The organism is Inquilinus sp. KBS0705, from assembly GCA_005938025.2.
In the GTDB taxonomy this organism is placed as follows: Bacteria; Bacteroidota; Bacteroidia; order Sphingobacteriales; family Sphingobacteriaceae; genus Mucilaginibacter.
On the sequence record VCCI02000001.1, the window covers coordinates 1,716,057 to 1,738,068 of the forward strand.

Genomic DNA, 22,012 nt, shown 5'->3' on the forward strand with positions numbered 1-22,012 from the left:
CTTAATATTGGGCAATATGTGCTCTCACCTTTTCCATTAGCCACATAGGGGTTGATGTTGCGCCACAAATCCCTACAGTTTGGTTCGGTTTAAACCATTCGGCGCTTATCTCATCCGTGCCCGACACAAAAAATGTTTGCGGATTTGCTTCTTTACAAGCCTTGTATAACATTTTCCCGTTTGAAGATTTAGAACCGGATACAAATAACACCACATCATGCTTAGCTGCAAAGTCTCGCAATTCAATATCGCGGTTAGATACCTGTCGACATATGGTATCTTTAAGACTCACTTTTACGCCATCCCTCTCCAGCTTTTCTCTTATACTATATAATTCGGTAGTGCTTTTTGTGGTTTGGCTGTAAAGTGTTATTGCATTCGGTATAGACGCTTTATCCAACTCGTCATAACCTGCAAATACTACAGCCTGGTTATTGGTTTGCCCTTTAAGGCCCTCTACTTCTGCATGCCCCTCCTTACCAAACAGGTAAATAAGCTCTCCGTTATCGTATGATCGTTTAATACGGTTCTGCAATTTCAAAACAACGGGGCAAGAGGCATCAATTAAACGAATATTTTGCTGTAGCGCAATTTGATAGGTAGATGGGGGTTCGCCGTGGGCACGTATCAAAACAGTTTCGTTCCATAAGTTGCCAAGCTCAGTGTAATCTATAATTCTAAGTCCTTTGGCTTGGAGGCGGGTAACTTCTTCGTCGTTATGTACAATATCGCCTAAGCAATACAGGTACCCTTGTTCGGCCAGCAAGTCTTCGGCCATATCAATAGCATATATCACCCCAAAACAAAACCCTGAATTTGTATCAATAAAACTTTTTAGATCCAACATTCAATAATACCTTTTTATAAAGGTACAATATTGTTCTAAATTTGTTTAAGTAAAATATTATTGAACTATTATTTTAATGTAAACTTTTCGATACTCTTCATATCTTCTTTGGTAACTACCAGTTTATCCTGATGAATACGGTAATGAAAATTCTCCAACTTTTGCAGCAGGTAATTCAATGTAAATTTTTCCGTAGTAGTAAGGTCACCGGTTACTATTTGGCCAACATAGTTCATATCTTCAAAAACTTTATACAGAAGCTCCTTCCCCTCATTGGTGATAGATATACGCTTGCTGCGCTTGTCTTTTTCGTCATTTATCTGTTTGGCAAGCCCGGCGCTAATTAATCGGCGTATAACTTCTGTACCCGACGTTTTTTCTTGTAAATTGTGGCTAATCAGGTCTTTTTTGGCTAAATCGGTATGAGTGAGTAAAATAGCCAGGCAGGTAAAATCCTCTGCTGTTTGTAAAGGTGTACCATCCAGGGCCTTTTTAATATACGATTTTGCGTAACGGCTCATATACACAACCAACCGGCCTATACTGTTATCCAATTGATAAGCTAACTGTTGCGATTCGTTTTCTTTATCGCCAAAACGTACATCTGTGCTTACCTGTGTATCAGCAGGCTCGGCAACACGACTTACTAAAAATCCGGCAAAATCCTGTATCGATAATTCCTCGTTACCGCTCTCCTCTTCAAATTTTTCAACGAGGTCTATTAATTCGTGTATTAGCCTGTAGGATTTCATTAATTGATCAAAATCAAATATAGTTATCCTATCAACATTTACGGCTATTGGTACTACTTATTCGTTTTTTAAACTTTTTACAGGGTTAGCTATCGCCGCTTTTATTGCCTGGTAACTAATGGTACTCAGCGCAATTATAACGGCAATTAACCCGCTGATTATAAACATCCACCAGCTTATTTCAATACGGTATGCAAAAGCTTGTATCCATTTATGCATGGCATAAAGTGCTATAGGCGAAGCTATGATTGTTGCTATAATAACCAGGTTCACAAAATCTTTAGATAGTAAAAAAGCAATTTGACTAACCGATGCCCCTACTACCTTACGTATTCCAATTTCTTTGGTACGCTGCTTAACGCTAAATAATGCTAAGCCAAACAAACCGAAACAAGCAATACTTATGGCCAGTGTTGTAAACACACCAAAAATTTGTCCGAACTTGATCTCGGCCTGGTATTGCCTGTTAAAGCTTTCGTTTAAAAAGCTATATTCTATTGGGCGTTGGGGCACCATATTTTTCCAGATATTTTGTATATCGCTTACTGTTTGCTGCACATTTGCAGTATTCATTTCTATTGAAAACAGCCTGAATTTATTGGGCATAATTCGTATAGCAAGTGGTTGAATTGGTTTTTGTAAAGATTCGAAATGAAAGTCTTTGTACACCCCTACTATTTTAGCGTCGTTAGGGTACATGCCAACCTTCACGCCCATAGCTTCTTCGGCATTATTAAAGCCGAGTTTACGTAGTGCTGTTTCATTAATTATCATAGATTCAACAGTATCTGCAGCAAAGCCCTCCGATAAGCCCCTACCGGCTACCATCGGGATGTTGTACTGCTTCATAAAGTTAAAATCCGTTAAAAATATGGGGAGTTCAGCATGCACGGTGTCGCCGGTTCTTTTAACAAAATTCATTGACCACCCGCCAGATGATGCCGTACCGGGTACATTTGACGAAGCTGTTACACTTTTAACACCATTTACACGCATTAATTCATTTTTAATAAGTTGATACTGCTTTTTTACTGCATCATCCCCTTCAAAATTAATCACCATGGTCTGCGAGGGATTAAATCCAAGATCGTGCTTTTGCATAAATTGCAATTGGTTATACACTACAATGCTACTAATGATCAATATAATTGACACTGCAAATTGGAATACAACCAAGCCCTTGCGTATAGCCACACTCCATATAGATGACCTTAAATTACCTTTTAGGGCTGTAACCGGATTAAAGCCCGAAAGGATAAATGCCGGGTAACTACCGGATAACAAACCAACTACTAATAAGATGCTGCATAACGATATAATATGCAGGCTGGTAAACAAGTTAAATATGATGCTTGTACCTGCAAAATTGTTAAACGCTGGTAATAACATATAAGCCGTGCCTATGGCAATGGCTAATGCAATACCACCCATTAAAAACGATTCGATAAAGAATTGGGTAATCAACTGTCCCCGCCTTACCCCATTAACTTTTTTAATGGCTACCTCTTTAGCCCTTTCGGCAGCACGTGCGGTAGATAAGTTGATAAAATTGATGCAAGCAATAAGTAATATGAAAATAGCGACGGCACTAAATACATATAGGCTGTTAATATTACCCGTTTTGCCTATTTGATTTTCACGGTCACTGTGTAGGTATATATCGCTTAATTTTTCTAAGTTATAGTGATGTTTGGTATCAGGTGTATTGGCCTTATGCCTGTCGGCAAAAGCACCAAACTGACTTACCAACTTATTTGCATCGTAACCATCAGGTAGTAAAATATAGGTCCAGAAATTATTAGAATACCAGTTGCTAAACAACCAGTCGTAACCCGAATCTTTTTGTTCGGCGGTTGTCATTGATATTAAAATATCGAACGATAGGTGAGAGTTTGCAGGCACGTCTTTTATTACACCAGTCACTTTCATGCCTTTACCATCAAACATCAGTGTTTTACCTATGGGGTCACTATTACCAAAATACTTGGTGGCTAAGGTTTGGGTAACTACAACACTCATTGGCGTAGTAAGTGCTGTTGCGGCGTCGCCTTTAAGCATTGGCATATTAAACACCTTAAAAACACCTGCATCTGCAAAGTATATCTTGCGCTCTTCAAATAATTTATTATCAAATTTAACCAGCGATTCGGCACCTATAAAACGCACTGCCTGCTTTACTTGCGGAAAATCGTTTAACAAAGCCGGTGCCATTGGACCTGCCGAACCGGCTCCATGCTGCATTAAAGCGTTGGTTTGCTTATCGTCAACCACGCGGTAAATGTTGTCAGCCTTGGTGTTAAACTTGTCATAACTTAACTCATTTTCGATATATAACGACATCAGTATAAAAGCAGTTAAGCTTACTATCAGGCCTCCTATATTTATTGCCGAAAATGTTTTGGTGCGTGTGAGATTGCGGAACGCAAATTTTAAGTGATTGGTGATCATCTGTTTACAGTTAATTATAGCGCTACAACTTTAATGCTAACGGCATGCCACTTTATAATAACATGATTATCAACCATTTAAAAAAATAATAAATTTAAAGCGTTCGGTTATGTTACAGTTGATGTGCGCAGACGATACATCCTAAAAGTTGTATAGTCTATTATAATTACCTTATTATAAAAGCATTAATGTACAATATCAAAAAAAGCCATAAACAAAAAGCGGGCAACATCATCAGTTACCCGCTTCTTAGTTTATAAAGTTATGTATTTACAAGGTAGCCATGTCTATTACAAAACGGTAACGTACATCACCTTTAACCATACGCTCATAAGCTGCGGTAATATTTTTTATGTCGATGACTTCAATATCCGATACTATATTATTTTCTGCACAAAAATCAAGCATTTCCTGAGTTTCGGCTATGCCACCTATACCCGAACCCGCCAGGCTCTTACGTCCTCCTAATAAGCTAAACGCAGCAATTTCTGCCGGCTTCGGTGGTACACCTACACAAATATGTACACCATTGGTTCTCAATAAACTCAGGTACATATTAAAATCATGCTCGGCAGATACAGTATCTAATATAAAATCAAAAGTACCCGTCGCTGCTTTAATTTGTTCAGGGTCGGATGTTACCACAAAGTGGTGCGCGCCTAACTTTTTAGCATCTTCTTCCTTATTAGGCGAAGTACTTAAAACAGTTACATCTGCTCCAAAAGCTACGCCGAACTTAACCGCCATATGGCCCAAGCCACCCAAGCCTAAAACAGCCAGTTTATGGCCTTTACCCACTTTCCAGTGGCGTAATGGCGAGTAAGTGGTAATACCTGCGCAAAGCAACGGCGCGGTAGCTGCAAGGTCTAATTTATCTGATATGTGCAGTACAAATTCTTCCCTCACAACAATACTGTTAGAGTAACCTCCGTAAGTAGGCGACGATCCATCGCGCTCCATGCTATTGTAGGTTTGGGTATTACCTTCCAAACAATATTGCTCAAGGTCCTGCTTGCAATTTTCGCAAACCTGGCACGAGTCTACCATACAACCGGTACCGGCCAAATCGCCTACCTTAAACTTGGTAACGTGGTCACCTACTTTTACTACACGGCCTACAATTTCGTGGCCCGGCACCATAGGGAATATACCCGGGAACCAATCATTTTTTATTTGATGAAGATCTGAGTGGCAAACACCACAATATAAAATATCAAACTGCACATCATGCGGGCCAACTTCACGGCGTTGAAAATCCCAAGGTGCAAGGTCTGTTTGCGGGTCTTGCGCCGCATATCCTTTAACTGGTATCATAAATTCTTTGTTTTTTAGTTAGTGTGAAGCAAATATACAGCCATACCGGCTTGATACAACCTAAGGCAAAAAAGTGATATGGTTATGACGGTTAATATTATTAAAATATGCCTAAAAACTTCTTTCGCTTCTTTTTAACAGGTTTGGTAGTGGTGGTGTCTTTTACAGTTGTAGATCTTTTCTTTTTAAAAGCCAACAGCTTTTTAGCTTCCGCGGCGGCTACAATATCTGCCTGGCTATCGTAAGTGTAAGGTTTAAATATGAACGGTGGTTTTAAGAATACTGCCGAAGCGGGGTAAATAGCCCCTGGGTTAGGTGCTGTGTCGGTATCCTTCTTACTGAAAAACGAATAGCAAAATAGCCCCATAAATATAATTGCAAACATTACCACCAAAACAAATGCCCTTTTTGATAGCAGCATTAACGATGTATTGCGTTCGTACAAACCTTTAGCCTCGTTGTATTTACCACCGTTTTCTTTTGCAAACAAACGCAGTGTAGCCAGCTGCCTGTCCTTTTCATCATCAATTTGCTTTTGTAAGGTAAGCTCGTTTTGTAAGCGTTCGTTTTCGCTTAATAATATGCCTTGCTGGCCTTGCTTATCACCAGACAAGCTACCGCTTATTATTGCTTCATGCAGCTCTATCCCACTCTTATAACGGTCTTCAGGATTTTTTTGCAAACAAGTGGTAACTATTTGTAACAGCCATTGCGGCACTTGTGCTTCAATACTTTGTTTTGTTACCGTCCAACTGTGTGGTATGGCAGCTTTGCGTGCAGCCACCAAATCCGGAACCGGCGCTTCCATGTGTGCCAGCATAACGCTGTTACGGCCTGTATCGCCATTTCCCGACAATAAAAATGGCACCTGCCCTGTTAATAATTCATATAAGATAACGCCATAGCTGTAAACATCTGTTTGCAAAAGCATTTGTCCGTCATGCTGTTCGGGTGCCATAAATTCAATAGCACCGGCATGCCGCATACTGCTACGGCGTTCCTCTTCAGACATAATTGCCAGGCCAAAATCTATCAGCACATAATTGCCGGTATTAACGTTGTATTTTACATTATTGCTTTTAACATCGCCATGTTTTATGCCAAATTTATGGCAATGCGCCAAAGCGCTCGCCAACTGGTAGGCCACACGAATAACCTCCTGCAGCATAAATATTTTTTCGTGAGGTGGTTGCAGCAATTCACAAAGGTCGGGGCCTTCTATGTACTCCATCTCGATGTAAGGAAGCGACCCGCTTTCGGTTATGCCCGAGCTTAAAATTTTTACAACGTTTGGATTAGGCTCTTCGTTAACTTTTTGCAACTTAGCTACTTCATTACTAAAGTTACGGTAGTTCTTGTCTTCCAAACTTTCAGAATGGATCGGTGTGGGAAGCAGCTTTACAGCTGTAAGTATGGCGCCCATGCGCCTTCCTTTATAAACACTGCCCTGACCGCCGGTGCGCAGGGCACCCAAATTCTCTAATCCTTCTGTTATGGTAAATACTTTACTCATTATTTAGCTGGTTGGTAACTAAACTCTAAAACGGCCGATTCACCCAAAATGATCTGATCACCCTCCTGTAACTGGTGCCCGATTTGGGTAGAGTGTAGTTTGATAATATCTTCGCTTTTTTCCGTCCGTATCTTTATTTTATTGCGTGGCGGCACACCCCCTTCATCAGCATATAGCATAAACCTGCCAGCATCGTTATTCCACTCGATGTGCGCATGCTGGCGGCTCACGTATCTGTTAGCATCAACAGTGCTATCTGATGGGAATGCGATTTGATTGGTGCGAAAAAAACCATCATCAGCCTGCGCCTTTATATCCCTGCCGATATTTACTTTTTCTATATCTGATGTAATTGCATATTCCTTTTCCGCAGTCTCGCCGCTTAACGCCCTTAAATATGCAGTAGCCGATTGTTTAATGAAGTTTTTAGTGGTTTTAATGAAGAAGGCGGCATTTAATTTTTTAGATACGACAGCCTCTTCCGGGAATCTCTCTTCAAAGGTTACGTCCAAAGTCCAGCTTTCGGGCAAATTCACTGCGTAATCGTCGGCAATTCTTTGAATTTCGTCTTTAAATATTTCGGGCTGGTCTTCATAAACTGCAGCTTCGTAAACGTGCTTTTCTGCCGGTGTAGGTGCTAAATACAAGCATAGGCCCTTTATATTGCCACCCTCTCCACCTTCTGCTTTTTGCAGCTCTTGCTTAACAAATTGTAAAACCTCGTACCTGATGCCTTTTACATCGACGGGACGATCCTCTTTATCGCTTTTAAACAAATTAAATACCATGCCGTGTAATTTCTACTTTTTCAGGTTAATTGTGATGATATAATATATTAAACCAAAGCTTTATTCAGTTGTTTGCTGAGTTATACTTTTAATATAACCCTTTTCTAATAAAAATGGTATAACGTGCTTCCCTGCAAGGTGTACCGCATCCGACGAACCCTTTGTAGATTCTATCCGCACACAAACCACCATATTGCCCGGGCCGTTAGCTTTGGGTGCAAAAAAAACGTACCAGCCATCATTTATCTGCTGTTTTTTCCATATACGCTCGGGGGTGCCTGTTTTACCGGCCACTGCAATGCCTAATATCCACTCCTTAGGGGCACTCTGCTCTATCATATAGCCACGCATCAGCTGGGCATATTTAGGGTCGTTAGCTAATTTAATACCAGGTTTAATGGTAGTTGCAGAATCGCTCACCTTTAATACAAACCGATTATTCATCATAGTACCGCCATTTGCAATGCCCGAAGCCAGCCTGGCCACTGCTGCTGGTGTCGCTATTAACTCTCCCTGCCCCCATGACATTCCCGAAATACCTTTAGCACGCGTACGCCTAATATTATTAGGATCATATTTGGGTTTGGTGTTAAACTCGGTTTTACGCCACAGCTTACGCCATTTTTCTTCCTGGGCCGTATTAAGGTTATCCCGATCGAAATAGTACCCGCCTACACCATGTAAAAACATACCTGTTTTAAGGTAAATGGTTGCCATATCTTCTTCCAGGTGTTCCTGGTTAGCCAGTTTTATAAAGTAGACGTTGTTTGATTTTGCAACGGCCCGTTCCAATGTTATCAGCCCGGTTTCATCTGGCTCAACACCCTTTGTACGTATACGCTCCCATGATGCTACATTAAATTTCTTATCGGCTGCTGCTAATCCTAATTTGTTGAATGATGCCAGTGAGGTGGCCAATTTCGCCGTTGAGCCTGGTTGAGATGCATAAGTAAAACCAAGGTCGGTTGTGGTCATCCAGTTGGCCAGCTGATTTTGTTCAGCATTGCTCATGGTTAACTTATCCCAGTCGTGTACAGGCGGCAACGGGTAAACAGCAGAGGTTAACACATCCCCGGTATTAGATTCCATTACTACTACCGACACCCGGTTGTCCAACAATGATGTATCGGTAGCTATGGAGTTTTGTATGCTTGTTTGCAGGCTTGCATCTATTGTAAGCCTAACATCGCGGTTGCGCTTTTTAAAGGCTTCTACCTCAACGCTGTTTATGCCTGCTAAAAGTAACGGAGATAAGGCGCTGTAGTCCTTTTTAACTACATTCATTTCTTTTACACCTCGCGCCAAAAACCTGTCTTCCTGGTAACGGTTAGCTGTAACATTAAAGTTGGTAGTGGGTAATTTAAAACCGCGCAATTCAGCTGCATGTTCATATTCGGCAAAATAGCCATTGCTACTACCGTTAAACACACCAGTATTGGCATCCCCTGTCCAAAAAAACATTTGCTGATCAAAAGGATAATACCTGTCGAGCCGCTTGTGCATAGCCGAATCGATATTATAATCTCCGGCGCCTGCTATTACTAATTGCCGGTGTTGCTTTTTAACCACATCAGGCTTACTGGTAGCCAGTACAACGCCGTTACGGTCATACAGGTTACCGGCTTCAAGCCTGTTCATTAATATGGCTATGCGCGGGTTATAACTAAACATGCGCGCGCCGCTCCTATCGGCAACTAAAGCGGGTTGTACCACCCATTTTTTATTGTTGAATAAATAGCGGGATACGTTTACGCTAAGTAACACTATACCTATACAAGCAGCTATTAAAGCCGGTACCAGGTTTTTATCTTGCTGGCGCGATATGTAATTCATTTGAACAGTTGTGCCCCTTACCATTGATGCCGACAATAAAAAGCCCGACGCCAGTAAATTAGCCACTAATGACGAGCCACCATAACTTTGAAAAGGCAGCGAAACACCCGACAAAGGCAATGCCCCTGTAGAGCCGCCTGCTATTAGTAAAAACTGCACAAAGGTGGATATACCTATACCTGCGCATAAGTAAAACAAGAACGGTGTTCCCGTTCGGCGGCCAATAATAATGGACCTATGCAGGTACAGTAAGAACAATAGGAAGATACAAACGATACCTGTCCAGCCAAATTCTTCGCCCATTGATGGTAGTATCATATCTGTATGGGCTTCGGGAATAGTTTTAGCAAAGCCCTCGCCAACACCCTGGCCGGATACACCGCCACTACTCATAGCCCAAAGGCCGTTGGCCACCTGGTCGCCGCCATAAACCTCATTATTCCAGGCATCTTGCCAAATAGCCTTACGGTCTACCAAACGTTGAACAGGACCAGGGAACACCTTGCCCAAATAAGGTATTTGATCGATAGTTAAAAAAGCGGCCATGATAACCAATACCATCATAGCCGATTCGCTTAGCTGGCGGCGCTTAAATAACATTACAAGCGCTACTATACTGGCTGTTATTACTGCTGATAACCAAACGTTCTTTATTATACAGGATACCAATACATATAGCACCACAGCACCCGCCATAAACATAAAATCGCCCCGCGAGAAGGAGAATAACGCTATAAACGTGAAACATACCACCATTGCAGGGCCTAAGTCGCCGAGCAGTAAAAACAGCATTAAAGTTACCAAAATGGCTATCAAAGCGGTAGAGAAGAACGACCAGCGCTTTGTCCAACTGGTATATTCGCTTATCAGTTTCTCGTTCGCTGCGAAAAAGCCTGCAAGGAACAGAATGATCAAATATTTTACAATTTCGCTAGGCTGAAAGCCGAACAGGTTAACCTTTACACCGCTACCTTCAGGGCCGGTACCAAACTTAATGGTCATTGCTAACAGGCTGGCAGCCAGCACCACCCAAGGCCAGCCATTAGCTGCTGTACGGGCATTTTTAAATACCACCATCCTGTAAAACCAATGGTCGGGGGTAAAGCGGCGTAGTTTTACTATCAGCATAGTGAACATGGCCGCCAAGCCAATACCCAGGTAAAACAGCATATCTTTAGCTAAAAACCTATCGCGCAATGGGTCCTGTAAGCTTAATAGGGTTAAAAAAGATAACCCTGTAAGCATCATTATTACAGGTAGTATCAGTTGATCAGCTTCGCTGAATTTCCATGATAACAGCAAGTGTACCAGCAAGAAAGCCCCTATAAAGCTGACAGCTATGATCCAAAAAGAACGATTAAACTCCGCAGGCGTCCGTATAATAAGCGACTTTTCTTTCTTTAAAATATTGAAATCCCGCGTTGAAAATAGCCTAACCGTATGCGGCGACCGGGTAAATGATAAGCTTACGTCATCGTCTAAATCCTGTACACCCTGCGATGCACCAAACTGATAACCAGGTTGTAATGGCAGTACTTTAAAAGCTTTGCCCCCGGGCAGGTTCTTAAACTCATAGTTACCCTGTGCATCCGTACGGGCATAGGCGGTTAGTTCCTGCAGGCGCTTCTTTCCGGCGCTATCGGGCAGGTAAACCTTGGTAAAGCCGTTACCTTTTTGAGTAAGGGTTTTAACGTCCTGTAGCTCTTCATCATTAAATATACTGTCCTGAGGCAGAATCATTTCCAGCCGTATAAGCACACCAGGTACCGGCTCCTTTTTATCGAGAATGCTACCGCTTATGCTGTATTCGCCCATTGCCAGGTTGGTTACGGTTGGCAGGCCGGGCGGGCTGTTCTTTTCCTGTACAAACCTTACCGAATCATCGCCGGTGTAGCCTAATAATGAGCGTGATGCGGCTACCCTGGCCTTAAAACTTTCGCCGCCTTGTTCAAAGGCATCGTCGGCGGTGATGAAGTACTTGCGCTTATTTAGTTCACCAACGTTGTCAATCTTTTGCCCGTTATTGATATTGTTGCGTACAGTACTGGTAATCAATTCAATATCGCGCTTATCTTCAAAATAATAGCCTTTAGTTAGCAGTGCTTTTATCTTTGCAGCGGGGTCTTTATCGTTTAAATTTACTATTGTACCGTCTTGCAAGCGCTTGTCTACATCGGCAAAGCGGCTTTGTAAAACTGTAAATAATCTAAAAAAAAGGAAGCCGAAAAGGATTGCTATGGCCAATATGAACAACCGTTCTTTTACGCGGCTTGTATTCGTCATCTTAGCGGGTTCCATTTGCTTTTTTTGTTGGTTTAGCTATGGAATCTTTTAAAATATTCGTCTCCTCAAAATAGTAATTTACTGATTTTTTTTGATAAAAAGAAACATTTTTTTGTATCGATATCTTACAATTTTCAAATTGGGTGTTCACTAAACCCAGTGCCGAGTTGGTTACATGTATCGCCACGTCAAAATCTTCAAACTTCAAATTGTCTAAAACGATGTGTTTGCTGGCGCTGCCAATGGCCAGCGCCGGGCCATGGTATGTGGTATCTCTTTTTAAGGTGATATTGCCTTTCACCTTTACATACAAACTATCCTGATCGATGTGCAGGGTATCGGTTAGCAGAATGGGTTGTTTAAATACCGTGTCACTTAGTACCAACGTATCGCCCTTCATCTCGTCTATGGCATCCTGCAGTTTTACTTCCTGCTGGTTGCGCAGCTTTTGGGCGGTAGTATCGGCCGTTTGAGGGGTTGCCGTGCCTTTGTGGCTGCTCATATACAGCCAAACCGAGGTAGCCAAAAACACCAGGCATAGTATACCCAGTATAATGGTAAGGCCATTAGTTTTATTTTGTGCCATAGGCGTAGTTTCTTCTTCTTTCGATTGTGATTTGCTTTCCCGGGGGGCCGTAGCCATAACGTTATCTTCCTGCGGCTTTTTCCTTGTTTCGGCAGTAGCGGGTACTGCTGCTATTGGCTTGGCGGGGTCCTTATCGTTTTTCACCAATACAGCGGTAACATTGTCCCTGCCGCCGTTGGCGTTTGCAGCATCTATCAGCGTGGTTGCCTTATCTTTTAGGGTACCCTCGCCTGTGATGATAGATAATATCTGGTTCTTATCAACCATATCCGTTAAACCATCGCTGCATAGCAGCAGCATATCGCCGGGTAAAAACGGCGACTGTCCGGTTTCTATAAAACTTTCGTCGGTATCAATCTGGGTGGTAAAGCCAAGCGCCTTGTTTATCTCGTTACGCTTGGGGTGGTTCATGGCTGCGGTTTCGGTAATGCGGCCGCTATCTTCTAAAAAACCTACAAACGAGTGATCTTTGGATATTTTTACCAGCGAACCATCGCGCAGCAGGTACAGGCGGGTATCGCCCACATGGGCATAGTAAAACTGGTTGTTGGGTACATCAACCATAGCCATGGTGGCTACGCAGGCCATGCTTTCCAGTTCGCGGTCTTCCGCTTTTTTGTCGACTATATTTTTATTGGCGAGCTTAAACGTGTCTATCATCGCTTGTATAATGTCGCCGTTGATGTTTGCTAGCTGGGCGGCCACTACATCGCGGGCTATGGCAGCAGCCACTTCGCCGCCATTGTAGCCGCCTACCCCATCAATAACGGCGGCAAGCACAAGGCCGTTACTTACCTTTTTTGCCAAAAAGGTATCCTCGTTATTATCCCGCACTTTACCGGGGTCGGTTACTCCGTAAAAGTTTTCAGCCATTGCGTTTACCCGATCTTTTAATATCAATAAAATGGGTTACCAGCAGGCAAAACCCAACTACTAACAAGCCTATAGATAATATTTGCGACATACCTATGATTTAAACAGGTTTAAACCAACAATACCATTTAACAACATGCGCGAGTTTACCGGCAGTTCTACCCATTTAGGCGAATGTATATCGCTTTGTTCAACAGGCATTTCGTTTAGGGTAGTTAGCTCGCCAAACGATGCCAGGTAAAACTTGCCATCGGCACTGTTGTACTTTATTTGCAAATGCGGCGAGTTCACCCACTCGGTAGGGATAGTAAATATGTTCGAGTCTTCTCTCGTTTCGTCACTGCCCGATATAACGATCTGCTCGTCCTTCATCAGGTATTCTATCTTTTTACCGGCATACTGCTTTTCGGGCACTATGGTTTCCAGTCGTGCAATGTTACCGTTGCCTCCTTTAGCTTCCTGCTCAGGTATACTCTCCAGCGTTTCTTCGTAAGGTATTTCAAAATAGCCTTCGCTGTAGTACGAAAAGCCTTTCAGTATATCCTGGTCAACATCAAAGGTTTGGGCAATACCTGTTTGGCGCGGTATAAAGGTTACGCGCAGATTTTCCTGCTTCTTCTGATCGGTATTGTCGGGCAGTAATTTGCCAATAAAACCCTTATCGCCACGGGCATAGTCGGGGTGCGATACCAGCCTAAACACCCATTTAGATCCTGATGGTTTTACCGTTTTACCTGTAGCCCTGTATTCTTTTAATATCTCATAAAACTTTTCTACCGTTTCGTGAACAATAAGGCCGAATATGCCCTGCTTGTTAGCAATAAATTCTTTGTAATCTTCGGCGTTGAAGCTGATGATGAATTCGTGATAGAACACTACCCTATCGGCAAACGAAAGCTCCTTTATAGATTCGCGAAACTTTTCGACGATGTAGCTATAAACTGTATCGGGTGTTAGCGCCATAGCTTTGGCCTTTTCACTACTCTCGTTAGTTAAAAACCAATCTTGTATGCCTATACGTTGCCAAAAGTTAGGTGTTGATGCCATTTATTTGTATTAAACTGCGTAAGGTATGTGATGTGAACACATAACTTATACAGATGTTTTTATCTGTTTATTTTGTCCTAAGCTTACGCCGTTAATTAGCCTTTGTTGTATCTGCTTGCGTGTCGGCGCTATCCGGTAATGGCTCGGGTATCAGTTTTTTAGCCGCGGCTATACTATCCCTTTTTATCTTAGCCGAGTCTACCGCCGGCTTTTCATTCTGCAAGCCTGCATCATACCTTGTAGGGGTATCGGCCACCGTCGTATCTTTTTTGTTTGCCAACGAGTCGGTTATAGCCGGCGCGCCTTTACCCTGGTTTTTAAAAAAGGTAGCATATACCGAAAAACCCATAAACAGCAATATCATCACTATAAGCGTGTAATAATAAGGCTTAGACAGGCTCACCCGGCCTTCATCATTTACCTGCTCCGGTGTGGCTATCTCGGCTTGCTGATATTTTAATAATTCGGCATGAAGGCGTTCGTTCTCGTTACGCAGGGCGGCTTTGCTTAGCCCTCCTTTTTGATCTAACGTTTCGGACCGTAAACTGCCGTTTAATACGGCATCATAAAGCTCAATACCGCTGTCAAACCTATGCTCGGGTTTTTTTTCTAAACATTTGGCTATAATTTGCAGCAACCAGGCAGGCACCTGCATTTCCATCGCTTTCTTATCATCAGACCAGCTATCGGGCAACATGGCTTTACGGGCGGGCAGTACATCGGGCACCTCGGTTTCCATATGCGCTACCATTACGGCGTTGCGCCCTGCATCGCCTTTACCCTGTAATGGGAAAGGCACCTCGCCGGTTAATAATTCATATAATATAACGCCATAGCTATACACATCTGTTTGCAGCAGCATTTTGCCTTCGTGCTGCTCGGGCGCCATAAACTCTATAGCGCCGGCATGGCGTATGCTTGTGCGGCGCTGCTCTTCGGTCATTATAGCCAGGCCAAAATCAAGCAATACATAGTTGCCTGTATATTGGTTGTATTTTACGTTGTTGCTTTTAACATCGCCATGCTTTACCCCTACCTTATGGCAATGGGCAAGCGCGTTGGCCAATTGCTCGGCCAGGCGTATCACCTCCTTAATTTCGAATATTTTTACATGCGGCGGGTGCAGCAGGTCGCAAAGGTCGGGGCCTTCAATATACTCCATCTCAATAAATGGGAACGATCCGCTTTCGGTAACACCCCAGCTAAATATTTTAACTACGTTGGGGCTTGGGTCTTCGTTTACCTTTTGCAATTTGGTTACCTCGTTTTTAAAACTGCGGTAATTTTTATCTTCGTCGCTTTCGCTTTGTACCGGGGTAGGTATCAATTTTATGGCGCTGTATATAGGCCCCATGCGCCTGCCTTTATAAACTGATCCTTGTCCGCCGGTTTTTAATGCCCCCAGGTTTTCAAGGCCTTCGGTAATTGTAAATACTTTGCTCATTAATTTTAAAAGGTCAAATTGCCAAAACAATACGTTGTAAGCCCGACAATATTGTACAGTGTTAAATTACATCAAAACCACAGTTTTGTTATATATTATTTTACACTTTATTAAAAATAATTAATACTTGCCGCATAAATGCCGCTTAATAGAAGTTTAGGGTGATCTTATCGCGGCCCGGCAACACGTTAAACACAGCCAAATGGTTCTCCATTATAAAAGCAACCGGCTTACCTTTTTGTATGATGTTTTTTACCCTTCGGGCACCTGTATTAAGGTTAATGGTAAAGGCTGATCCCAATTTTGCTGGTTACCGAGTGTATCGGTAAGCGATAATTTCCAGCTTTTTTTAGTTGTTATTACTGCCGTGAGGCGCGCGCTGTTGCGTTCTTTATGGTACTGCATTACATTTTTAAACGGCGCTATCCATAGGTCGGCTTCCCTCTTCTTTAGCTCATCCAGGTGCTTTTTAAATACATCGGCCGGTGTAATTATCCATCCATCGGCTACGCCATGGTAGGTAACGCACAAATAACCGCCTGCGGCAATGGTCTCATCGGTATTTTTACCAAAATCAACAAAACTGGCCGAATCGGTTATCATCAGGCTGTTAATATTGTAATAGTCGTCGTTGGTTTTAGCAAAATCGTAGGGGTTATACGCGTAAGGTTTGTTGCGTGTGACCCTGGCAGCTATAAAATACGGACTGACTGCCCTACGTATAGCACGGTCGCCTGCCGTATTCCCTCCGCCGTCGCCAAAGGGGTAAGCGTGCGTAATTACCTTTTGTGATGGGATATACTGGTTAAACAATTGATTTGATTGCGCACATTCGTAAGCGATAGAATCTAAAGGCAAGCCTGTAAAATGCGGATGTGTTAGTGCATGGTTAGCTATTTCGTGCCCATCTAAAGCTGCTTTGCGTACCAGACCCCAACTGATGTGCTGGTCGTTGATGATCTTTACGGTCATAAAAAAAGTGCCTTTATAGCCATATTGGTTTAGCAAGGGTAATGCTACCAGGTACTGCCCCTTTATGCCATCATCAAAAGTTAATGATACGGCCGCCTTTTTATTATTTAACCAGGGCGCTATCGTATAATCAAGCTTTTGGGCAAAACAGCTTATAGTGATGATACAGGATAATATGCAGCAGGCAAGGGTTTTCATGGTGCTTTAAATTATAATTTAACCAGGCGTTTTGAGGAGTAATATTTTAACTTGATGAGATCGTTAGGCAGGGATTGTTTGTTCCAGGTATCGTGTATAACCAAGGCCGCGCCAAGTGCCGATGCCTGCGCCATAGACGCCGCATAAACCTCAATACCCGGGAATGCCGCTGCCAGAAGATTCATAAATACTTTATTTTTGCTAAAGCCCCCATCAACAAATATCCTTTTTATACCCGTATCGGCTATCACCAGCATTGAAGACTGGTATTGCTTTTTTACCAGGTGTTGTATCAAACCGTGATACGCCTGTTCGCCGCTTTTATATATAGCCAGATCGATAGACTCAAACTCCTTATCCTTGTCTATCTTGGGCAAGTTCTTCATCAACGAGGCATTGTATGCCATATTGCGGTAGGTAGCCGGCGACTGGCCAAACTGAACTGCAATTCTTTTGGCCTGCTGCTCGTGCTCGTAACCGGTAAACAGCCTCGATGCCTTTACCGACTTGCCGTTGTATTGTATATAATTTAAACAATCGGCAGCCAGATCGGCTGTGGTAAGCGGTTGCTGGTTAAATGGATTTAAGCTGATGCACCAGGTACCGGTAGACAGCAGCATAAAAGGTTCGTTAAAATTAACTAGGTAAGGCATCAGCGCTGCCGAACTATCGTGCATACCTATACCTGTGGCACAGCCCTTAATACCTTTTTGCGCTTTATAAACCTGGCTTACTGGCGTAATAACCGGCAGCTTGGGTAGCACCCCTTCAGCCTTTACCCAATGGTGATAATCGTTTTTTGTAAAATCCCAAAGGTTGGTATGGCAGCCAATGCTGGTAATATCGGTTACCGCCTTGCCGGTTACAACGTAGCTTAAGTATTGCGGCAAATGCAGGGCGTATTTAATCCGGTTAAATTCATCCGGTTTTTCATATTTTAAACGATACAATTGCATGCCCGAATTAAGGCTATCCAATACCGGCGATGCCGTAGCGTGCGCAAATTCTAACTCGCCGCCGTAGGTATCATAAAATTGCTTTTGCAACTGTGGCGGGTAAGGTTTAAGGTAATTATATAAAGGCGTTACAGGTTCGCCCTTTTCATCCACATAAACAAAGCTGGCCCCGTATGCCGAAAAATTGATGGCCTTTACCTCAAACTCATCCAAGGCCCCTACTTCGTGCAGGGCATCTAAAACCGCTAATTTTAGCGCGTCAACATTTTCGCAGGCAAAGCCGTCCTCATCCGTTATTTCGGCAAAGCGCGCGGTGCGTTCAAACACAATGCGGTACTGCTCATCAAAAAGAAAAAGCTTTTTATTGGTTTTACCTGCATCAAAAATGGCAACTACCGGTTTTTTGCTCATCTGTTTATATTAAAGCCCGGTAGCAACGGTTTTAAAGCCGCGTTCTTTTATCAGTCCCTGCCTTACGTTTAGTTGCCGGTAAGTGCCTATTGGGTCTATAGCCCCGCCCGACAACAAACTTGCCTGTGCAATAAGCGGGCGAACATCGGTACGGTAGGCTGCCTGTAAAATCTCCTGGGCAAGAGCCACATCGTTGTTTTGCTGCGCTGTAAGCAACGCTTTTTTATCAACCAATAAAGCCTGCGCGTAAGCTATTTTAATGGCTTGTACCGACTGTAAGAGGTCTTCAATGGGGTCTTTAACATTATGGCTGGCATCTATCATCCAGCCGATATCTGTAGCGTGGTTCATGCCACGAGCATCCATGCCTTCAACCAATTCGTTAAATATTAAAAACAGCTGGTATGGGTTGATACTGCCCACAGTAAGGTCATCATCGCCGTATTTTGAGTCGTTAAAATGGAAACCGGCCAGCTTGCCTTCCATTAGTAGGATAGATACGATCTGCTCGATATTGGTGCCCTGCAAGTGGTGCCCCAGATCGACCAGTGTACTGGCTTTTGGGCCTAATTTACTGGCAAGCAGGTACGATTGCCCCCAGTCGCCTATAGTGGTGGAGTAAAAGTTAGGTTCGTATGGTTTGTACTCTATCCATATCTTCCAATCATCAGGCAGGGCGGCATACACCTGCTGCAAACTTTGCAAAGTATTTTGAAAAGCCTGCCTAAAGTTAAGCTGCCCTGGAAAGTTAGATCCATCGGACAACCAAACCGATAATGCCTTTGAGCCAAGCTCGACACCGTATTTTACTACTTGTATATTGTGCTCTACCGCTTGCTGCCTTACCGCTTTATCCACATGATGCAACGAGCCGAATTTATAGCTATGCTGCTGCTCCTTTTGATCCTGAAAGGTATTGGAGTTCACCGCATCAAAATGCAGGCCCAGCTCGGTCGCCAGTGCCCTTATTGCCGGCGCATTATCAGGTATATCCCATGGTATGTGCAGCGATATAGAATTGCTGGAACGGTTAAGCGCGTGGATAAGGCCTACATCTTCCAGCTTTTCCTCTAAACTGCGAGGTTCGCCGCCGCCGCTAAAGCGGCCAAAGCGGGTACCACCGGTACCTAAGGCCCAACTGGGTATAGCCACATTAAAAGCAGCGAGTTTTTTTAAAACACCGGTAATATCCTCAACATCTTCGGCCACGTACTCAAACTTGCGCTGATGAGCGGCTAATTGCTGCTGGTTAAGTTCTTCTATTTTATATTTATCTATCTGCATAACTGATATAATTGGTCAGGGTAAATAAAAAACCTCTTTTAGCTGGGTGCTTAGCGGCGAGTTATCAGGGTTGGTTTCCATAATGTCGGCCATGTATGCCCACCATTTTTGCATTATGGCTTGTGCGGCAAACTATCCAACCTATCGCGGTCTTCGGCTTTTAAAAAGCTAAACAAGGCGTTGGTATCTTCATCTAAAAATATCGAATACTCGCTAATGCCAGTGCTTTTTATTAGTGCCGATAACTCGGGCCATATCTCAGCATGCCGCTTTTTGTATTCGGCGGCATACCCCGGCAGTAACCTCATTTTAAATGCTACACGGTCCATTAACGTTATTGTTTAGCGTACAAATGCCATAGCTACGCCGCCATCCACATTAAGCACATTGCCGGTTGATTTGTTGAGCAAACCGCCTACAAAGGCAAAGCACGCGTTGGCAATATCATCGGGCAGTATGGTTTCGTTTAAAAGCGTTCGTTTGGCATAGTAAGCAGGCAACTCTTCTACTGTAATGCCATAAGCCTTTGCCCTTCCCTCTGCCCAGCCACCGGCCCAAATATTACTATCACTGATCACCGCATCAGGATTTACTACGTTTACACGTATACGGTCGGCACCCAGTTCGGCAGCGTTTAGCCTGCTTAGGTGCAGTTGTGCCGCCTTAGCGCTGCCATAGCCCGCATTATTTGGCCCGCTAACCAACGCGTTTTTGCTCACAATATTTATCACATCGCCGCCAATGCCCTGCTTTTTCATTACTGTGGTAGCAGCCTGTGTTACAAAAAACTGGCCTTTCACCAACACATCATATAGCAGGTCCCAATCTTTTTCGGTGGTATCGCCAATAGCTTTTGATATGGATAGCCCTGCATTGTTCACCACAATATCTACGCCACCAAAGGCAAGCGCAGCGGTGTCCATAGCCGCTTTTATTTGCTCGCTGCTGGTTACGTCCATTTGCGCGGTAGTGTAAGCATCTTTGCCGTACAGCCCTTTAAATTCATCTGCGGCACCGGCAAGGCGGTCGGCATTCATGTCGTTCAGTACCACAACGGCACCCTCTGCTACAAACTTTTTAGCTATGGCTTTACCAATCCCTCCGGCACTGCCTGTAATCAGCGCAATTTGCCCCGATAGTGGTTTTGGCTTCGGCATGCGTTGCAATTTAGCTTCTTCGAGTAACCAATATTCTATATCAAAGGCTTCCTGACGAGGTAAAGAGGTGTATGCTGATATGGCCTCGGCGCCTTTCATTACATTGATGGCGTTGATATAAAATTCGGCGGCTACACGGGCTGTTTGTTTATCTTTAGCAAAGGTGAACATACCTACCCCTGGGTATAATATCACCACCGGGTTAGCATCGCGTATGGCGGGGCTGTTGGGGTGTTTACAGTTGTTATAATAATCGGTATACATTTGGCGGTAGGCCTCAAATGCGGGTTGCAGTTTAGCTTTAATAGCGTCTACATCGATAAGGTCCTCATCGGTTTTCAGATCCAATACCAGCGGACTTATCTTTGTCCTTAAAAAGTGATCGGGGCAGCTGGTACCCAATGGTGCCAAGCGGCTTAGATCAGCGGAATTGGTAAACTCCAGCACTCTGGCATCATCTGTAAAATGCCCTACCATTTTTGTTTTGGACGAGCAGAAACCACGTAGCACAGGTGCTAAAGCCGCCGCTTGTTTTTTTCGGTTAGCTTCATTAAGGCTTTGCAATACCTGCCCGCCAAATACAGGGCCTTTTTTGCCATAGTTCTGTTCTAAATATTCCGCGCATTTTTCAATTACTTCCAGCGTGTTCATATAGCTTTGGTAAGCGGTATCGCCCCAGGTAAATAAGCCATGCGAGCCAAGCATAATTCCGCGGATGCCGGGGTTTTCGTCAAGGCATTGCTTCAATTGCAAGCCAAGGTCAAAGCCCGGCCTTTGCCAGCCTACCCAGCCAATAGTGCCGCCAAAAAGTTCTTTTGTTATTTTTTCGCCATCCTTTGCCGCCGCTATGGCAATTGCTGCGTCGGGGTGCAGGTGGTCTATATGTTTAAAGGGTAAAAAGCCATGCAAGGGTGTATCAATAGATGGTGCTTTTGATGCCAGGTCGAATATGCTGTGGTTAAACAACTCTACCATCTCATCTTCAAATTCAATACCCCGGTAAACATTTTTCAGGCTACGTAAACGATCTACATACAATGCTGCCAGGCCGCTCTTTTTTAAGGTGCCTATATCACCGCCCGAGCCTTTTATCCACATCACCTCTACCTGCTGGCCGGTAAGCGGGTCTTTATCCATTACTTTGCAGGATGTGTTACCACCGCCATAGTTGGTAAGCCGTAGATCGGCACCTAACAGGTTAGACCGGTATATTAATAATCCTACTTCGTCGCCGGCTAAAGCCGCCGCTTTTTCATCATCCCAAAGATAACTTACGTGTTTAAAAGCTGTTTTATTGGCAGACATG

General features: G+C 43.5%; 14 protein-coding genes and 1 pseudogene. All 15 read right to left on the reverse strand.

What is annotated here, in order from left to right:
- Nucleotide 1: 1 nt before the first annotated feature.
- The 15 genes and pseudogenes from FFF34_007585 to FFF34_007655 all read right to left on the reverse strand — a co-directional run bounded on the left by FFF34_007585 (nt 2) and on the right by FFF34_007655 (nt 22,011).
- The gene (locus FFF34_007585) at nt 2–844 is read right to left on the reverse strand and encodes a 4-hydroxy-3-methylbut-2-enyl diphosphate reductase (protein TSD67987.1); all 843 of its coding nucleotides are present in this window, start codon (nt 842–844) and stop codon (nt 2–4) included.
- Between the two features lie 71 nt (nt 845–915).
- The gene (locus tag FFF34_007590; GenBank protein ID TSD67249.1) at nt 916–1,599 is read right to left on the reverse strand and encodes a winged helix-turn-helix transcriptional regulator; all 684 of its coding nucleotides are present in this window, start codon (nt 1,597–1,599) and stop codon (nt 916–918) included.
- Nucleotides 1,600–1,656: 57 nt separating this feature from the next.
- The gene (locus FFF34_007595) at nt 1,657–4,047 is read right to left on the reverse strand and encodes an FtsX-like permease family protein (GenBank protein TSD67250.1); all 2,391 of its coding nucleotides are present in this window, start codon (nt 4,045–4,047) and stop codon (nt 1,657–1,659) included.
- Nucleotides 4,048–4,317: 270 nt separating this feature from the next.
- On the reverse strand, nt 4,318–5,361 hold the full coding sequence (locus tag FFF34_007600; protein ID TSD67251.1) for an NAD(P)-dependent alcohol dehydrogenase: 1,044 nt from the start codon (nt 5,359–5,361) through the stop codon (nt 4,318–4,320).
- A 100-nt stretch (nt 5,362–5,461) separates the two neighbouring features.
- Nucleotides 5,462–6,874 (reverse strand): serine/threonine protein kinase, encoded by a 1,413-nt coding sequence (locus FFF34_007605; GenBank protein ID TSD67252.1) that lies wholly within the window; start codon nt 6,872–6,874, stop codon nt 5,462–5,464.
- Complete coding sequence (locus tag FFF34_007610) at nt 6,874–7,662, reverse strand: FHA domain-containing protein (GenBank protein TSD67253.1); 789 nt, start codon at nt 7,660–7,662, stop codon at nt 6,874–6,876. The genes FFF34_007605 and FFF34_007610 overlap by 1 nt, the downstream gene beginning before the upstream one ends.
- Nucleotides 7,663–7,722: 60 nt before the next feature.
- Entirely contained in the window at nt 7,723–11,793 is a 4,071-nt protein-coding gene (locus tag FFF34_007615; protein TSD67254.1) for a cell cycle protein, read from the reverse strand.
- Nucleotides 11,780–13,237: a serine/threonine-protein phosphatase gene (locus FFF34_007620; GenBank protein ID TSD67255.1), complete on the reverse strand. Its 1,458-nt coding sequence runs from the start codon at nt 13,235–13,237 to the stop codon at nt 11,780–11,782. Before FFF34_007620 ends, FFF34_007615 begins: the two co-directional genes overlap by 14 nt.
- A 93-nt stretch (nt 13,238–13,330) precedes the next feature.
- The gene (locus FFF34_007625) at nt 13,331–14,284 is read right to left on the reverse strand and encodes a hypothetical protein (GenBank protein ID TSD67256.1); all 954 of its coding nucleotides are present in this window, start codon (nt 14,282–14,284) and stop codon (nt 13,331–13,333) included.
- A 91-nt stretch (nt 14,285–14,375) separates the two neighbouring features.
- A complete protein-coding gene (locus FFF34_007630; protein TSD67257.1) occupies nt 14,376–15,728 on the reverse strand; it encodes a serine/threonine protein kinase in 1,353 nt (450 codons plus the stop codon).
- 252 nt (nt 15,729–15,980) lie between these two features.
- On the reverse strand, nt 15,981–16,898 hold the full coding sequence (locus FFF34_007635; GenBank protein TSD67258.1) for a polysaccharide deacetylase family protein: 918 nt from the start codon (nt 16,896–16,898) through the stop codon (nt 15,981–15,983).
- A gap of 11 nt (nt 16,899–16,909) precedes the next feature.
- Nucleotides 16,910–18,265 carry a carbohydrate kinase gene (locus tag FFF34_007640; protein TSD67259.1) on the reverse strand — a complete coding sequence of 452 codons (1,356 nt, stop codon included), beginning with the start codon at nt 18,263–18,265 and terminating at the stop codon, nt 16,910–16,912.
- A 9-nt stretch (nt 18,266–18,274) separates the two neighbouring features.
- A complete protein-coding gene (locus tag FFF34_007645; protein ID TSD67260.1) occupies nt 18,275–19,549 on the reverse strand; it encodes a sugar isomerase in 1,275 nt (424 codons plus the stop codon).
- Nucleotides 19,550–19,564: 15 nt separating this feature from the next.
- Nucleotides 19,565–19,878, reverse strand: a pseudogene (gene rhaM / locus FFF34_007650) (L-rhamnose mutarotase).
- A gap of 12 nt (nt 19,879–19,890) precedes the next feature.
- Nucleotides 19,891–22,011, reverse strand: coding sequence for a bifunctional aldolase/short-chain dehydrogenase (locus FFF34_007655; protein TSD67261.1), 2,121 nt, complete (start codon nt 22,009–22,011; stop codon nt 19,891–19,893).
- Between the last annotated feature and the right edge of the window lies 1 nt (nt 22,012).

Coding starts and splice junctions, on each gene's coding strand:
- FFF34_007590 (TSD67249.1), bottom strand. CDS start 1,599: ATGAAATCCTACAGGCTAATACACGAATTAATAGACCTCGTTGAAAAA.
- FFF34_007595 (TSD67250.1), bottom strand. CDS start 4,047: ATGATCACCAATCACTTAAAATTTGCGTTCCGCAATCTCACACGCACC.
- FFF34_007600 (TSD67251.1), bottom strand. CDS start 5,361: ATGATACCAGTTAAAGGATATGCGGCGCAAGACCCGCAAACAGACCTT.
- FFF34_007605 (TSD67252.1), bottom strand. CDS start 6,874: ATGAGTAAAGTATTTACCATAACAGAAGGATTAGAGAATTTGGGTGCC.
- FFF34_007610 (TSD67253.1), bottom strand. CDS start 7,662: ATGGTATTTAATTTGTTTAAAAGCGATAAAGAGGATCGTCCCGTCGAT.
- FFF34_007615 (TSD67254.1), bottom strand. CDS start 11,793: ATGGAACCCGCTAAGATGACGAATACAAGCCGCGTAAAAGAACGGTTG.
- FFF34_007620 (TSD67255.1), bottom strand. CDS start 13,237: ATGGCTGAAAACTTTTACGGAGTAACCGACCCCGGTAAAGTGCGGGAT.
- FFF34_007625 (TSD67256.1), bottom strand. CDS start 14,284: ATGGCATCAACACCTAACTTTTGGCAACGTATAGGCATACAAGATTGG.
- FFF34_007630 (TSD67257.1), bottom strand. CDS start 15,728: ATGAGCAAAGTATTTACAATTACCGAAGGCCTTGAAAACCTGGGGGCA.
- FFF34_007635 (TSD67258.1), bottom strand. CDS start 16,898: ATGAAAACCCTTGCCTGCTGCATATTATCCTGTATCATCACTATAAGC.
- FFF34_007640 (TSD67259.1), bottom strand. CDS start 18,265: ATGAGCAAAAAACCGGTAGTTGCCATTTTTGATGCAGGTAAAACCAAT.
- FFF34_007645 (TSD67260.1), bottom strand. CDS start 19,549: ATGCAGATAGATAAATATAAAATAGAAGAACTTAACCAGCAGCAATTA.
- FFF34_007655 (TSD67261.1), bottom strand. CDS start 22,011: ATGTCTGCCAATAAAACAGCTTTTAAACACGTAAGTTATCTTTGGGAT.